This is a genomic window from Haloarcula sp. CBA1131 (genome assembly GCF_008728975.1).
Taxonomy (GTDB): domain Archaea; phylum Halobacteriota; class Halobacteria; order Halobacteriales; family Haloarculaceae; genus Haloarcula; species Haloarcula hispanica.
The window spans coordinates 2,645,034-2,660,057 of sequence record NZ_RPCY01000001.1; the positions used below are offsets into that span (position 1 = coordinate 2,645,034).

Sequence of the window (15,024 nt, forward strand, 5' to 3'; positions counted from 1 at the left end):
ATGAAACGCGAGATGCTCACCACCGACTTCATCGACCGTGCAGCGGACATCTACGACGACGTAACCGGTATTGTCGCCCATGACGGTACCGAGTACACGTACGCTGAGGTAAACGAGCGGGTCAATCGACTGGCACACGCGCTGTCGGACCGGGGCGTCTCGAAGGGAAGTCGCGTGGCCGTCCTCGCGCCGAACACACACTACTTCATCGAGACGCTGTACGCGACGAACAAACTCGGCGCGGTGTTCGTCCCGCTGAACTACCGGCTCGATCCCGCGAAAATCGAGTATATTCTGAACGACTGTGAAGCCGCGACAGTCATCGCCGACTACGACTTCGCGGAAAAGGTCCAGCCGGTACGGGACGACATTCCTGCGGAGACGTTCATCGGCTACGAGCCCGACCGTATCGACGGGGAATGGGAAGCCTACAGCGGTATCCTCGACGGGCAGCCGACAGCCGAACCGGACCGGCCGGACATGGCCGAGGACGACGACGCCAGCATCAACTACACGTCCGGCACGACGGGGGACCCGAAGGGCGTGGTCAGAACCCATCGGACCGAGAGTTGGCACGCGCTGGTGCTCAATCAGCACATGGAGATACGCGACGACGACACGTACCTCTGGACGCTCCCGATGTTCCACTGCAACGGCTGGGGCCACACCTACGCCATCACCGGGACCGGCGGCACCCACGTCTGTCAGCGGACCTTCGACGCCGCGGACACCTTCCGCCGGGTCCGTGAGTACGACGTGTCGTTCATGTGCGGCGCGCCGACGGTGCTGAACAAACTCATCCAGCACTACCGGGCTAACGACGGCGACGTCGTGACACAGGGCGACCGCGACGTGCGGATCGCGACAGCCGGGAGCGCGCCGGCGACGGCGACTATCGAACGCGTCGAAGACGAGTTCGGCTGGCGCATCATCCACATCTACGGCCTGACCGAGACGGCCCCGATCATCACGACCAGCAACTCCCCGCGGCGCATCGCCGAACGGGGCCGTGAACTCAAGGTCAAGCAGGGGTCCGAGGCGCTGTGTACCGACATCAGGGTCGTCGACGAGGACGGCACCGACGTGCCACACGATGGGACGGCCATCGGCGAGGTCGTGGTGCAGGGCAACCAGGTGATGGACCGCTATCTCAACAAGCCCGAGATTACCGAGGAGGCGTTCAACGACCGCGTCGAGGGGTACTTCCACACCGGCGACCTCGCGACGTGGGACGAGGACGGGATGATACAGATCATGGACCGCCGGAAGGACATCATCATCTCCGGCGGCGAGAACATCTCCTCTATCGAACTGGAAGACGAACTGTACGATCACCCCGATGTCCTGAAAGCCGCAGTCATTCCGGCTCCGAGCGAAGACTGGGGCGAGACGCCGATGGCAATTGTCGTTCCGACGGCCGACAGCGACGTGACCGAACAGGATATTCTCGAATTTCTCAGGGAACGCGTCGCGAGCTACAAGGTCCCCGCAGGCATCGACTTCCGGGACTCGCTTCCTGAAACGGCGACTGGGAAAATCCAGAAGTACGAACTCCGCGAGGAGTACTGGCAGGAACAGGAGCGCATGATCGGCCAGGAGTGAGCCTGCCGGAGTAGAGAAGAACAGCTTCGAGTTATCAACACGATTCTTTATTAGGGTTCCAGCGGTCGGTTACACCATGCATCTGGGAGTCGTCGTGCCACGCGTCGAGGACCACAGCACAATCGACCTGGCTGTCGAGGCCGAAAACTGGGGCTACGACTCGGTCTGGCTGAACGAACTGTGGGGTGCCAGCTCCGTCGTCGAACTCACAGACATTGCGACACGGACAGAGGACATCGAAATCGGCAGCGCGATACTCAACGTCTTTTCGCGGTCGCCGGCCGTGCTGGCGATGACAGCGACGACCCTCGACAGGGTCTCAGACGGGCGAGCGGTGCTGGGCCTGGGAACGAGTACAGCCCGGTCCATCGAGAACATGCACAGCATGGAGTTCGAGCGACCGGTCCGTCGCGCCCACGAAACCATCGACATCGTCAAACAGCTCATGACGAGCGACGAGCGGGTGACCCACGACGGCGAGGTTGCGTCGGTGAGGGGGGTTCCGCCGCTAGACCGCGACGTGCCGGTGTACCACGCCGCGCTCGGGCCGGCGAACAGGCGAGTCGTCGCCAGACTCGCCGACGGCTGGCTCCCACACATGATCCCGTTCTCCGAACTGGAGTCGGCGTTCGACTACATCGTGGAGACGGCACGCGATGCCGACCGCGACCCGAGCGAGATTACCGTCGCACCGTACGTGCCGGCGGTGGTCCACGAGGATTCCGAGCGGGCGACCGAGGAACTCCGTCAGCACATCGCCTACTACGTCGGCAGCGGCGAGGGGTATCGCCGGGCTGTCGCGGAGACGTATCCGGACCGGGCGGAGCGCATCGCCGACGCCTGGCAGGCGGGTGACCGCGGGGAGGCGACGGAGCTCGTCACTGACGAGATGACGGCTGACCTCGGCATCGCCGGGACGCCGGAACAGGCACAGGAGAAACGGGATAGAATTGCGGACAGGGCTGTCATCGACCGGCTTCTGCTAACTGTGCCACAGCAGGTCGACGGGGAGCTTGCTCGAACGACGATTCGGGCGCTGGGGCGGACGTAGCGCGCTACAGGTCGATCTCCATCATCACCTCGTCGGCGTACTCGTCGCCGAACTTGTAGTGGTCTTCACGGACGGCTTCGGTGTCCCAGCCGTGGCCTTCGAGGAACTCGATCGCGTCTTCGTTCGTCGATGGGACAGAGTTGTACAGCTTCTCGTAGCCGTTCGACGCCGCCCACTCGGTGCCCCGGGCGAGCAGCTGGGAGCCGATGCCGTGACCCCGATAGCGGTCAAGCACGCCCAGCGTTAGCTCTGCGGTGTGGCTGAGTTTCTCCACTTCAGGGTGTTTGAGGTGGACCCACCCGACAACGTCGTCGTCGATGCAGGCGACGAAGAAGATGCGCGACTCCAGTTCGTTGTGCCGGAGCAGCACGCCCTCGCTGTCCACCACGTCGGCGACGGTCTCCGCATCGACGTACTCGCCGCCGCCGATAGCGGCTCGGATGGCCCCGACAAGGCCGGTCAGGTCCTCCTGACGGGCCTGCCGAATGGTGAACTCGATGTCGTCGGCCTCGAACTCCTCCTCGACGGTGTCGTTGTACGCGATGCGGAGTTCCCCGTCGATTTCTGCCAGCACGCCGTCCCGTTTGAGTATCGCGACGTGATGGCCGAACGGGCGCGGGTCCATCTGCAGCGACGTCCGTGCGGCTCGTGGCTCAACTGACCCGTGCGATTCGATGTACTCGTAGATGTCCCGTCGGTCCTCGTGGTCGAACTGCAGTGGCTCTGTTAACTCCATGGTATCTGCTACCACGAGACAGTACTTAATCCTTTATCAAAAACCATGTACTTCTCAGTAAACGGTCGCTACTGCTCCGGAACGCCGGTCAGAAGGACTGCCACGTCACGGGCGTTATGCGTGTCGACGAGCAGTTCTGCGGCCGCTCTGACGCTGTAGGTGCCGGCTAACTCCACGCCGTAGCAGGCGGCGTAGCAGTCCAGCCAGTCGTTCATCGTCCGTTCGAGCCGCTCAAACTCCGCTTCGGAGAACCGGACCCACGACCCGCCGGTCCGGGCCTCGCAGTACAGAGCCACCGTTGGACCGAACCCCTCACGCAACAGTTCCATCGCTCGCTCCTCGTCCGGCGGGTCGGGGTCCAGCGACTCGTGGACCTGCTCGGCCCGGCGGGAGAGCGCCCGAATCCGGTCGTCGTACTGGCCGCTCATCACCGAACAGGTCACCCCTGCTTGAACTCGACGCCCTTGCCGCCGGCGGGGTGTTCCCACTCGGTGTCGGCGACGATGGCACAGGTGCCACACTCGACGCAGGGCTGGGTATCGAGGCTCACGAGGTGTTCCTTGGTCCCGTTGGTCTGGACCATCTCGTCGCGGTAACAGCCACCGCCGAAGTCCTCGGCGCTGACCGGGCAGGCCGTGACGGCGGTGCCCGAGGCCTCGAAGGACTTGTCGACCAGTTCGATGTGCGGGTCGCCCACGTCGTAGGTCAGGTCGCCGATACGGTCGGCCAGGTCCGGCGGCGAGACGGTGTTCTCGTCGGTCACGGGCTCGCCCAGTTCCTCGGCGATAATCGTCGGGAGCGTCACGTAGGGCAGTTTCGTGTCTGGGATCATCGACACCATACGGGGCGACGAGTAGGCCCGTTCGAGCAGTCCGGCCGCCGCGCGGACCCCGAACCGGCCGACGGCAGAGTCGGCGATAGCGTTCGAGAGGTCGTCGACGGGACCGAGTTCGCCGAGCTGTCCGAACACCCTGTACCCGGTCGGCCGGAGTTTGTTCATCACCCCCTCGTCGTGGAGTTTCTTCTCGTACAGCTCGCCGGCCTGAGACGGATCTCCGCGGGCCCGAGCGTCGGCGAACGCCTCGGCGGCCAGCGCCCCGGCGGTGACGGCGTGGTTCATCCCCTTGATGATCGGACCCTGGGCCTGCATCTGGCCGGCGGCGTCGCCGACCAGCACGAGGCGGTCCTTGTGCGGGGAGGGATGGGCCGCCTTCTTCGAGTCCGGAACCAGTTTCGCACTGTACTCGCGCTCGTTGTACTCGTCGCCGAGCCACTGGGCCATGAGTGGATGCGTGAGCAGGCTGTCGAGCAGTTCGTGGGGCTCGGCCCGCTCCTCGGCGATCGAGTCGAGGTGAAAGACAGTGCCGATGGAGAGCGAGGACTCGTTGGTGTAGAGGAAGCCGCCGCCGCGGACGCCGTCGAACAGGTCGCCCGAGAACAGGTGGGCCGCGCCGTCGTCGGGAGCCACGTCGAACCGGTCGTTGATGACCTCGGGCTCCATGTCGACGACTGCCTTCACGCCCTGGAACCACTCCTCGGGCTCTTCCCAGTCCATCAGCCCGGCGTCGCGGGCGAGTTCGGAGTTGACGCCGTCAGCCGCCACCACGAGGTCGGCTTTGATTGGGTCTAGTTCCTCGGTCGTCACGCCGACGATTTCGCCCCGCTCGCGGAGCAGGCCGGTGACGTGGACCTCGGTCAGCAGGCCGCCGCCGGTCTCGCGGGTGCGCTCGTGGACCTGCTGGGCGAGCCACGAGTCCATCTTCCGGCGGAGCACGGCGTCGGCCCACGCCGTGTCGTGGTGGTGCAGGTCGCCGATGTCGAAGGATTTCACCTTGTCGCCGGCGATGTTGTGGATGAGGTTCTCCGTCACCGGCCGCTCCGTCGCTTCCTCGCGGAAGTCCGGGAACAGCCCGTCGATGGTGTAGGGGGCCGACTCCTCGGCGTAGATGAGCCCGCCCGAGACGTTCTTCGAGCCGGCGTCGACGCCGCGTTCGAGCACCAGCGTCTCCACGCCGTTCCGCGCGAGGGTCGCCGCCGCGGCCGCTCCGCCCGGTCCGCAACCGACGACGACCGCCTCGTACTCCTCGTAGGCGTCAGTCATCGCTGGCCTCCATCATCGCACCGAGTTCACCGGCTTCGACGGCCTCGGTCAACCGCGGGAGCACCTCGAACAGGTCGCCCTCGATGAGGTAGTCCGAGAAGTCCCGGATGTCGGCATCCGGATCGGTGTTGACGGCGATGATTGTATCGGACTCGTCACAGCCCACCTTGTGCTGGATCGCGCCGGAGATGCCCGCCGCGATGTACACGTCGGGTTCGACTTCCTGTCCGGATTCGCCGATCTGGCGCTCTTCCGTAACGTACTGCTCGACGTGGCCGTCGAAGGAGTACGACGAGGTGATGACGCCACGGGACAGCCCCAGGTCAGCCTCGTCGAAGGCGTCGACGAGGTCCAGCGCCTGCTCGATGCCCTGTGTCGGGTCGTCGCCGATGCCCCGGCCGACGGCGACGACGACGTCGTTGCCGGTGAGGTCGACGCCGCCGGAGAGGCGGTCGTACTCCTCGACCTCGACTGTGAACCACTCCTCGTCGAGGTCCATCTCGTAGTCGACGACCTCGCCGTCGCGCTCGTAATCTGGGTCGGGCATCTCGAAGCTCCCCGGAATCACCGACGCCCCTTGCGGGTGGAAGTCCCGGTTGGGCTTGTCGATACAGAGAATCGTCGAGTACTCGAACCCGGAGAAGTCCGGGCGCTTCATGTGCAACACCCGTTCGAACTCCTTCTTGTCACCGGCGGTGCCGACTTTCGCGGGTTGGAGATCATCGCGCTCTCGATGTACAGCCCCGAACAGTCGGAGGCCAGCCCGGAGTCGAGTTCGCCCTGGACGAGCGCCGAGAGGTCCCGGCCGTTGTTCGTCGCCGGGAAGATGGTGTAGCGCGGCTCGTGGTAGTCCTTCCACGCGACGTCCTCGCGGCCCTCGGCGGCGAGTTCGCCGCCGGCACGGGCCATGTCACAGAAAATCTCTGTGTAGGGCTGGTGGCGGAACCGTTCCAAACGGGGGTCCTCGTGGTAGACGACGAGATCCGCGCCGTAGGCGATGACGTCCTCGACGTGGTCGCTCGCGTCGGACCCGATGAGCACGGCGACCACGCGCTCGTCCTCATCGTAGTCCTCGTTGTAGGTGTCCATCAGTTCCCGGGCCTTCCCGAGCATCTCCTTCGAGACGTCGACGAGTTCGCCGGCCTGGGTCTCGCAGTACACCCACATGTCGCGGTACTCTGCCCCGACGGTCCCTTCGACCCACTGTTTGTCGTTGGTCGGGTGGTCGAGTTCGGGATACTTCTCCTCCGGCGGAACGTACTCGACTTCCGCCGTCTCCTCACCTTCGGTTTCCTCGGTCCCCTCGACGGACTCGATGCGGCTCTCTATCTGGGACTTCGCCGTCTTGCGGTCCTGGCCCGCTTTCTCGCGTTCGAGCAGGTCTCTGAGCACGTCGCCGTCGTCGACCTCTCGAACCATGTTCGCCACGTCGGCAACCGTGAGGTCAGCGAGGTCGACGGTTTCCGGGTCCATCTCGCCGTCGCCCTCGTCCTCGACTTTCTCGATGCGGTCCTCGATGAGCGTCTTGACCGGGACTCGATCCTCGCCGTCTTCCTCCAGCGCCAGCATCGCCCGCAGTTCGTCCGCGTCGTCGACGTCCTTGATTTTCGGGCCTAGCTCGGCGATCTCGTGTTCCGTGGGGTCGATGTCAGGCATGGTCAGTCACCTACCGCGTACGGCGTAAGTTCGTCCAGTATCGGCTCCAGCGCCTCGCTGTCGTCGGCTTCAATAATCGTCGCCTCACGCTCGGAGGGAGCCTTCGGAATCGGGTCGACACCGGAGACAATGGTCGGGGACCCGTCGAGACCGATGTAGTCCGGGTCGAGATTGAGGTCCTCGTGGTCCCAGACCGTGAGATAGTCCTCGTACTCTTCGGCCCGCTTCTGGGTCTCCTCTCGGAGGTCCTTGTGGTTCAGCCGGTGGCTCGCCTTCCGGTAGGTCGGTTCGAACTCGGGGTCAGCGACGATGAAACACGGCATCGGCGCTTCGACCGTCTCGATCTCGGAGATGTCGCCATCGACCAGCCGCTTGGCCCGGACGGTACCGGCGTCCTCGTCGATGTCGAGCGAGACGACGTGGGTAATCATCGGCCAGTCCAGACACCAGCAGGTCTGTGGGCCGGTGTGACCCGTCTCGCCGTCAGCAGTTTTGAACCCGGCAAACACCAAGTCCGGCTGGTCGTCGAGGTTCTGGAGGCCAGTGGCGACAGTCATCGCAGTGGCCCACGTATCTGCGGCCCCCATCTCGCGGTCCGAGAGGAGATAGAGGTCGTCGGCGTACACGTCCCGCATCCCCTCCTGTAAGACCTCTTTGTATCCCGGCGGCCCCATGCTCATCAGCGAGACGTGCCCCCCGTTGCGGACTTTCGTCTGGAACGCCGCCCGAAGCGCGTGCTTGTCGTTGGGGTTCATCACCGTCGGTGTCTTCCCGCGTTCGAGATGGCCATCCTCGTCGAACGATACCTGTCCCTCGCGGAAGTCCGGAACGCCTTTCGTCATAACGACTGTGTGCATGGTATCACGACCCTCGTGAGTGTATCTCACACAAGAATCTATAATAAATGTATGTTTACAAATCTGTATGACAGGTAGGCGTATCTGTCTCAGGGGTTGTAGAATCCAGGTAACACGCTGTATGACGACAGCCTGACAGCTATGGGGCGTTTATATTTAGGGTGTGGAATGCTGTAATCCCGCGGAAACAGGGGGTCCGATAGCTCAGATGCGACCGGCGCGGCCCGGGTCCACGTCGATGGCATCGACCGGACACACGTCGACACAGAGCATGCAGTCGATGCACTGCTCCTCGTGGGCGGGGTCGGCCTTGATTTCGCTCTCCGGATGATCCGGCGTGTCGACCCACTCGAATACGTCGACAGGGCAATCCTCCAGACACGCGCCGTCGGCGATGCAGATATCGAAGTCGACGGCGACGTGTGTCCCGTGGATACCCAGTTCCTCGGGTTCGTCGACCGGCCCCCAAACGTCGTGTCCGTCGTGCTGTTCGACAACGTCGCGGTTCTCCTCGAACTCCGGATCTATGGCCATTGGTATCTTATCTCACTTTTGGGAGCTACTTAACTTTTCGACCTGACCGTCAGAATCCGGGGCCGTCGCGGCGATCCGGGCCCCGAGTGTCCCCCGGTCCGAGATCATCGATACGGTCGGCCGGTCCCGGCAGGTTGCCGCCGGGCAAGCCGGTTCTCTCGCCTGCACCGGCCCTGTCACCAGTATCCGGACCGCCGACTCCGACCCGCCGGATGAACTCGACGGTCCGTTCGTACACGTCATCGTAGTTCGCCCCGTGGAAGGGGAAGCCGTGATCCGACGGCACCGTCTCGTGGACGACATCGGTCATCGGCCCGAGCGCGTCGGCCAGTAGCTCGGACTGGGCTGGCGGGACGACGTCGTCGTTGGTCCCGTGGAGCAACAGCGTCGGCGGGGCGTCGGTGTTCACCTGCCCGACCGGCGAGGCGAGGTCGTAGGCCGCGGGTTCGTCGTCGGGTCCGCCGGTGAGATACGCGCGGTGGGGCGCGTCGGCTTCGTCGTCAGCGGCGTTATCGAGTGCGTGGAAGTCGTAGATGCCGGCGTAGCCGACGACAGCCGACAGGTGGGAGGACGCACCGGGATACAGCTCGGGTTCAAAACCGGGTTCATCCGCCGTCAGCGCTGCCAAGACAACGAGATTCGCGCCCGCCGAGTGGCCGACGCCGACGATGTGGTCAGTGTCCGCGCCGTAGCTCTCGCCCTCCGTTCTGGCCCACTCGATAGCGGCTTTCACGTCGACCAACGCCGCCGGGAACGTCCACTCCGGCGCGAGGCGGTACTGGGGCTCAATGACGAGGAAGCCGTCCGCCGCGAGGTCGAGCGCGTGCCGTGCGAACTCGCCCTTGTCGCCGGACGTGAACGCGCCGCCGCGGACGAGCACGGCAACCGGTTTCGGGCCGCTGGCCGCTGGCGAGTCGTACAGGTCAAGCGTCAGCGTCACGCCGTCCATCTCGTGGAACGGGATATCCCGCTGGACGGTTACCGACTCGGGAGCGGTATCTGTCACGGGCTACAGTCGGGCCGTCGCGGACATAAGCCCGACGCTATTCGCTCTCGACGCCGTGGTCGAGCGAGGCGTCGGCATCGCGGGCGTCCAACGACGCCTCAGCACCGACCAGTGCCACCACAGTCGCTGGATCACACGGTCGCGATAGCCGACTGGCCACTGCTGCGTTCCTGCAGGCGAACGAAGTCACCGCTGCTGAACTCGCTGTCCGCCGGAGCCTGCCGGTCGATGACTGCCATCCCACTCCCCGGCTCTCTGTTCTTGAGTGGCCTGACAGTCAGTTGCATCGTTCTGAACGAAGCGAAAAAGCTCGGTTCTCGGGCGGTACGCCTGTGGCCCGACGGTCAGCCTTCGACCTCGATCTGCTTGCCGCGGGCCGTCGCGCCTACCTCGACGGGCAGGCGCACCTTGAGGATACCGTTGGTGTAGTTCGCGGCGATACCCTCGTCGTCGACCCGCTTCGGGAACCGGAAGCGTCGGTGGTACGTCCGACGCTCGCCGCGCTGTTCGTCCTCACGTTCGGCGGCGATGTTCAACATGCCGTCGTCCCAGGAGACGTCGATGTCCTCGACGTCAAAGCCCGGGAGCTCGACGTTGAGGACGAACTCGTCGTCCTCTTCATATAGTTCGTAGTCGTCGCTACCGGTTTCGAGTAGGCGGGACGGGAGGTCAAGACCGCGCATCCAGGAACTCGGTGTGGTTGTTGGCAGTGCCATTGGCCATCACCTCGTGTCCATTTGACACTAGTGTTGCAGTTCGTAAAAAGTCTTACTAACCATGGTATATGACAACAAACAGTAATTCAGCTCATCGAGAGTTTAAAATAACCACTGCAAGTAGCCCCAGTCGGGTTAGAAGGCATGATTCGGGTAATGAGGAGACCGACTACAGGCAAGCGTATTTTTTACTAATAATACCCATCTATCGATAAGATAAAGTGGGAATAGGAGTATCGTTACTGGAACGATGTACGGCCGCTTCGTGACGGCCCTGTGGGTCCTGACGGGCCTTTCCGCGGTGTTTTCACTGCTCGCGTGGCGCAAGCGGGAGGACCCTGGCGGGACGCCGATGGTGGTGTTTCACCTCGCTCTGTCAGTCGGTGCTGCCAGCTACGCCGTCGACATCACCGCGACGACGCTGTCGACCCAGTTGCTCGCCCGACAGGTCGCGACCATCGCGCAGGGTGCAGTCGCCATCTCCTGGCTGCACGCCGCGTTGCAGTACGCCGACTTCGACCGGGCGGTGACGCGCCGGGCCGTCGGGCTACTGTCGCTTGATCTACTGATGCTGATGGCCGTGTTCGTCTTTCCGGGCGTATCGCTGTTCGACCTCCCGCCCAGCGGCTCCGTGGGGTCGCTGGTGGTGACGCCCGGGACCGGCCTCACAGCGGTGTTCGTCGCCCACATGGCGACGATTCTGATTGCGGCACTCGCCGGGACAGTCGTTCTCGTTCAGTTGTTCGTCCGCTCGCGACACCTGTACCGAACACAGGCCGCTGCCGTCCTCGTCGCGGCGCTGGCTCCCTGGACCATTGCGCTGACCCAGCAGTACTTCCTACAGATACCCGAAGACGCCACGATTTTCGCCTGGGGGGTCTCCGGGATAGCGATGACGACCGGGCTCTACACGTTCAAGACACTCGACCCGGTGCCAGCCGCCCAGGAGACCATCGTCGAGCAGATGGGCGATGGAACGCTCGTTCTGGACGTCGACGGTTGTATCAGCCACGCGAACCCAGCGGCCGAAACCCTCCTCGCTGGCCCCGAGGAAACGCTCGTGGGCCAGCAAGTAGACGCCGTCATCCCAACCTGGGACAAAGTCGCGGTCGACGACAGTGGGCAGTCAGACTGGTCGGAACTCGCGCTCTCCGTGGACGGCCAGCAGCGGTTCGTCGAACTAGAAGTGTCACCGTTTACCGACCGGTTCGACGGGCTCGTCGGCCGGCTCGTCGTCCTCCGGGACGTCACGGAGCGGAAGCAGCGCGAACAGCGGCTGGCGCAGTACAAGACGATTTTCGAGGGCGTCAGCGAACCCGTCTACGTCCTCGACGAGCACGACCGGTTCGTCACGTACAACGACCCGTTCGCCGAACTGGTCGGTACCGTCGAGGACAGTCTCGTCGGCGAACGCTTCGAGACGGTACTGGGGCAGATGGAAACCGAACCGATGGACGACGGGTCGGGGGAGTTCCTGATCCGGACCGCGTCCGGCGAGCAGGTCCCCTGTGAAGTCGACGCAGCGGACATCGAACTGGCCGGCGGTGAGTCCGGCCGCGTCGGCATCGTCCGTGACATCTCACAGCGAAAGGAAATCGAGTCCGAACTCGCAGTGACGACCGAGCGCCTAGAGACGCTCGTCGAGGCCGCCCCGCTCGCGATTGTGGCGATGGACACCGACGGGGTCGTCGAGGTCTGGAACCCCGCCGCGACAGAGCTGTTCGGCTGGTCTGCGGACGAGGTTCTGGGCGAAACGGTCCCCGTTATCCCGGCCGAGAACCGACAGCAGACCATCGAGATTCATGCGCAGGTACTCGAGGGCGAGCGTCTGGCAGGCCACGAAACGGAACTCCAGCGAAAAGACGGGAGCCACGTCGACGTGAGCCTCGCTGCTGCCCCGATACGCGGCCTCAGTGGCTCTGTGGTCGGCAGCGTCTCCGTCATCACGGACATCACCGACCAGAAGCGGCGGGAGCGACAACTCCAACTCCAGAACGAGCGGCTGGACGAGTTCGCCAGCCTCGTCAGCCACGACCTCCGGAACCCCTTGCAGGTCGCCAGCGGCCATCTGGAACTGGCGTCACAGGACGCTTCGGCGGACGTACGCGAGTCGATAACGGCCGCAACGGACGCCCTCAATCGGATGGAGACGCTCATCGACCACACCCTGACGCTGGCCCGCGAGGGGCGTGACATCGGCGACCCCGAACCGGTGTCGCTCCGAGACACGTTCGCTCGGGCGTGGGACGCCGCACCAACGAGCGCGGCCGAGCGCCGGATTCGGGACCCGCCGGAGCGCGTACTGGCCGACCCCGACCGCCTCGTCGAACTGTTCCAGAACCTCGTACGAAACGCCGTGGAACACGGCAGAGACGGTGCTACTCCCGAATCCGGGCCAGCGGTCGACGGGGCAGGGGCGGTCACCATAACGCTCGGAGCCACGCCGGACGGCTTCTACGTCGCCGACAACGGCCCGGGGATTCCGCCGGACCAGCGCGACGCCGTTCTCGAATCGGGCTACAGTACGAGCGATGACGGCACCGGGTTCGGCCTGTCGATAGTCGAAACGATCGCTGAGGCCCACGGCTGGGAACTGAAAATTACCGACAGCGAGGACGGCGGCGCCCGGTTCGAGTTCAGCGGCGTCGAGATCGAGACACAGGGCGAAGAACCGACCGCAGAGTCGTCGTGACGGCGGCCTCAGGGATGGGTGAAGTACGCGACGGACTCCGTGTCCGGGTCGTCCGCGACCTCGTCGAGGCGGGCGAAGCCGATACGCTCGAACTGAACCACCTCGTCAGCGTCGTAATCGAGTAGTCCGGGTTCCGCCACGCCGGACACGTCGCCGTCCATCGTCCGGAGGCGGACCTGTGGCCCATCAGCCGGTGCCCAGTGAATCACGTCGACGCCCTCCTCGCGGACGGCGTCGATGTCGTCGCCGGTGTACTCGAAGGCGTCGCGGGTGTGGCGCACGCAGCCGTACCCCTTGAGCCAGATACGCTCGCCGTGGCTCGGCAGGTCGTCACCCTCGACGACGACCCCGCTGGTTACCGGAATCTCGCGGCGGCCACGCTCCTCGAAGTCCGGATGGAGCGGCGGTTCGCCGGCGTCCGGACCGCCGACGACCTGGCGCTCGACGAGGCCGCCGTGGTCGTCGCTGTCCCGGACGAAAAAGGCCCGGTCCGAGTTGTCGTCTATGAGGTCACGGTTGTTCGAATAGATCGAGGACATCGCGAGGTCCACGTTCGAGGTGGAGGTCCCCAGCTGAATCATCGCGTCGACGACGGCCTCGCCGCGGATGCCGCGCCGTTCGAGGCTGGCGACGGTCGGCGCGCGGGGGTCGTCCCAGCCCGCGAGTTCGCCGTCCGCGATGAGTTCGGCGATGCTCGACGTGGACAGCGGCACGTCGTACTCGTCGACCTGGACGTGGCCCCAGTGGATGACCTCGGGGTACTCCCAGTCGAAGTAGTCGTAGACAAACTGCTGGCGTTTCGCGGAGTCCTGCAGGTCGATACCGCGGATGATGTGCGTGACGCCAAGCAGGTGGTCGTCGAGCCCGCTCTGGAAGTCCAGCATCGGCCAGCAGCGGTACTCCTCGGCCGCCTCGCGCGGGTGGGGCGTGTCGACCATCCGGAAGGCGACGAAGTCTCGCAGCGCGGGGTTCTTGTGGGTGATGTCGGTCCGGACCCGCAGCACCATCTCGCCGCTGTCGTACTCGCCGTCGACCATCGCCTCGAACTCCGAGCGCGTGGTCTCGGCGTCCTTCTCGCGGTGCGGGCAGGCTTCGCCGCTGTTTTTCAGATCGGAGAACTCACCCTGCGGGCACGAGCAGGTGTAGGCCCCGCCTCTGTCGATGAGTTCGCGGGCGTACTCATAGTACGTCTCGACCCGGTCACTGGCGTTGACTACGTCGTCGGGCTCAAAGCCCAGATAGTCAATGGCGTCCAGAATCGCGTCATAGGCGTCCAGATCCGGCCGCTTGGTCTCGGGGTCGGTGTCGTCGAAGCGGCAGATGAACTCCCCGTCGTAGCGCTCCTTGTACGTCCCCACGACGGCGGCCATCCGCGCGTGGCCGATGTGCCACGGGCCGTTGGGGTTCGGTGCGACCCGCATCCGGACGGTATCGTACTCGTCGGCGTTGGGCAGGTCCGGCAGCGGGTGGTCCTCGCCCTCGTCCTCGCTCTCCAGTTCTTCGAGTTTGTCCGGCGCTAACTCCGCCAGCCGCTCACGGCGTTCCTCGGCATCCATGCCGTTGACCCGCTCGACGACCGGGGCGATAACGCCCGGAATCTCGTCGCCGTACTCGCGGAACTCCGGGTTCTCGCCCATGAGTGGCCCCATGATCGCCCCGACCTGTGCCTCGCTGTCGTGTTTGACCGCGTTGAGGAGCGCGTTCGTCTCCGCCGCCTCCGTGATTCGGTCTCGCAGCTCGTCGTCCATTACCGGGACCTGCGACTGGGAGGGTCAAAACGCCGTCGGGTTCGGCTAGCTATTGGGGCAGGGTGTCAGCAAACGGTTCACATAGCTCCTTGGTCTGCAACGATTCGCTTCATTCAGTACAGGGTGCAGACACACTGATTAGTACAGCGAGCACCGTCAACAGCCCATACTTGTGGAGACAGTCCGAGAACCAACTGTTCCGTTGCTATCGATACGGACTTCTGCAAACCGGGAATTACAGTCGAAATGGTCAGTTGTTACTGGGTACGTTCCAGTCGTCTGTGTTGATTCGTCCGTCACTGTGAGGAGGTACCCTGGAGACGGG

General features: G+C 64.4%; 13 protein-coding genes and 1 pseudogene. 3 read left to right on the forward strand and 11 right to left on the reverse strand.

All coding sequences use genetic code 11. The features are described 5' to 3' along the window. Together Har1131_RS13425 and Har1131_RS13430 are read left to right on the forward strand one after the other, a co-directional pair. Entirely contained in the window at nucleotides 1-1,602 is a 1,602-nt protein-coding gene (locus Har1131_RS13425; protein ID WP_151147294.1) for a class I adenylate-forming enzyme family protein, read from the forward strand. A gap of 76 nt (nucleotides 1,603-1,678) precedes the next feature. Continuing rightward, a complete protein-coding gene (locus Har1131_RS13430) occupies nucleotides 1,679-2,653 on the forward strand; it encodes an LLM class flavin-dependent oxidoreductase (protein ID WP_050037689.1) in 975 nt (324 codons plus the stop codon). A 4-nt stretch (nucleotides 2,654-2,657) separates the two neighbouring features. Here the strand turns inward: Har1131_RS13430 and Har1131_RS13435 are convergent, their stop codons facing one another. From Har1131_RS13435 to Har1131_RS13470, 10 genes and pseudogenes are all read right to left on the reverse strand, one after another. Further along, a complete protein-coding gene (locus Har1131_RS13435) occupies nucleotides 2,658-3,389 on the reverse strand; it encodes a GNAT family N-acetyltransferase (RefSeq protein ID WP_014039779.1) in 732 nt (243 codons plus the stop codon). Between the two features lie 68 nt (nucleotides 3,390-3,457). Next, nucleotides 3,458-3,817, reverse strand: a complete 360-nt coding sequence (locus tag Har1131_RS13440) for a hypothetical protein (RefSeq protein ID WP_044951721.1) — start codon at nucleotides 3,815-3,817, stop codon at nucleotides 3,458-3,460. 11 nt (nucleotides 3,818-3,828) lie between these two features. After that, a complete protein-coding gene (locus Har1131_RS13445) occupies nucleotides 3,829-5,490 on the reverse strand; it encodes an FAD-dependent monooxygenase (protein ID WP_151146850.1) in 1,662 nt (553 codons plus the stop codon). Next, a pseudogene (locus Har1131_RS13450) lies at nucleotides 5,483-7,146 on the reverse strand (electron transfer flavoprotein subunit alpha/FixB family protein). The gene Har1131_RS13445 and the pseudogene Har1131_RS13450 overlap by 8 nt, the downstream one beginning before the upstream one ends. 2 nt (nucleotides 7,147-7,148) lie before the next feature. Next, nucleotides 7,149-8,003: an electron transfer flavoprotein subunit beta gene (locus Har1131_RS13455; RefSeq protein ID WP_050037686.1), complete on the reverse strand. Its 855-nt coding sequence runs from the start codon at nucleotides 8,001-8,003 to the stop codon at nucleotides 7,149-7,151. Between the two features lie 204 nt (nucleotides 8,004-8,207). Beyond that, nucleotides 8,208-8,537, reverse strand: coding sequence for a ferredoxin family protein (locus Har1131_RS13460; RefSeq protein WP_004593526.1), 330 nt, complete (start codon nucleotides 8,535-8,537; stop codon nucleotides 8,208-8,210). Nucleotides 8,538-8,586: 49 nt separating this feature from the next. After that, on the reverse strand, nucleotides 8,587-9,543 hold the full coding sequence (locus Har1131_RS13465; RefSeq protein ID WP_151103029.1) for an alpha/beta hydrolase: 957 nt from the start codon (nucleotides 9,541-9,543) through the stop codon (nucleotides 8,587-8,589). Between the two features lie 37 nt (nucleotides 9,544-9,580). Then, nucleotides 9,581-9,703 (reverse strand): hypothetical protein, encoded by a 123-nt coding sequence (locus Har1131_RS22550; RefSeq protein WP_255518471.1) that lies wholly within the window; start codon nucleotides 9,701-9,703, stop codon nucleotides 9,581-9,583. Continuing rightward, nucleotides 9,675-9,830: a hypothetical protein gene (locus Har1131_RS21820; protein WP_191907481.1), complete on the reverse strand. Its 156-nt coding sequence runs from the start codon at nucleotides 9,828-9,830 to the stop codon at nucleotides 9,675-9,677. The genes Har1131_RS22550 and Har1131_RS21820 overlap by 29 nt, the downstream gene beginning before the upstream one ends. Nucleotides 9,831-9,887: 57 nt before the next feature. After that, a complete protein-coding gene (locus tag Har1131_RS13470; RefSeq protein WP_023843159.1) occupies nucleotides 9,888-10,259 on the reverse strand; it encodes an Hsp20/alpha crystallin family protein in 372 nt (123 codons plus the stop codon). A 250-nt stretch (nucleotides 10,260-10,509) separates the two neighbouring features. On the opposite strand from Har1131_RS13470, the gene Har1131_RS13475 reads away from it, so the two are divergent. After that, on the forward strand, nucleotides 10,510-12,951 hold the full coding sequence (locus Har1131_RS13475; RefSeq protein WP_151146853.1) for a PAS domain S-box protein: 2,442 nt from the start codon (nucleotides 10,510-10,512) through the stop codon (nucleotides 12,949-12,951). A gap of 8 nt (nucleotides 12,952-12,959) precedes the next feature. On the opposite strand, the gene Har1131_RS13480 is transcribed toward Har1131_RS13475, so the two are convergent. Then, nucleotides 12,960-14,699 (reverse strand): glutamate--tRNA ligase, encoded by a 1,740-nt coding sequence (locus tag Har1131_RS13480; RefSeq protein ID WP_151146856.1) that lies wholly within the window; start codon nucleotides 14,697-14,699, stop codon nucleotides 12,960-12,962. Nucleotides 14,700-15,024: the final 325 nt, after the last annotated feature.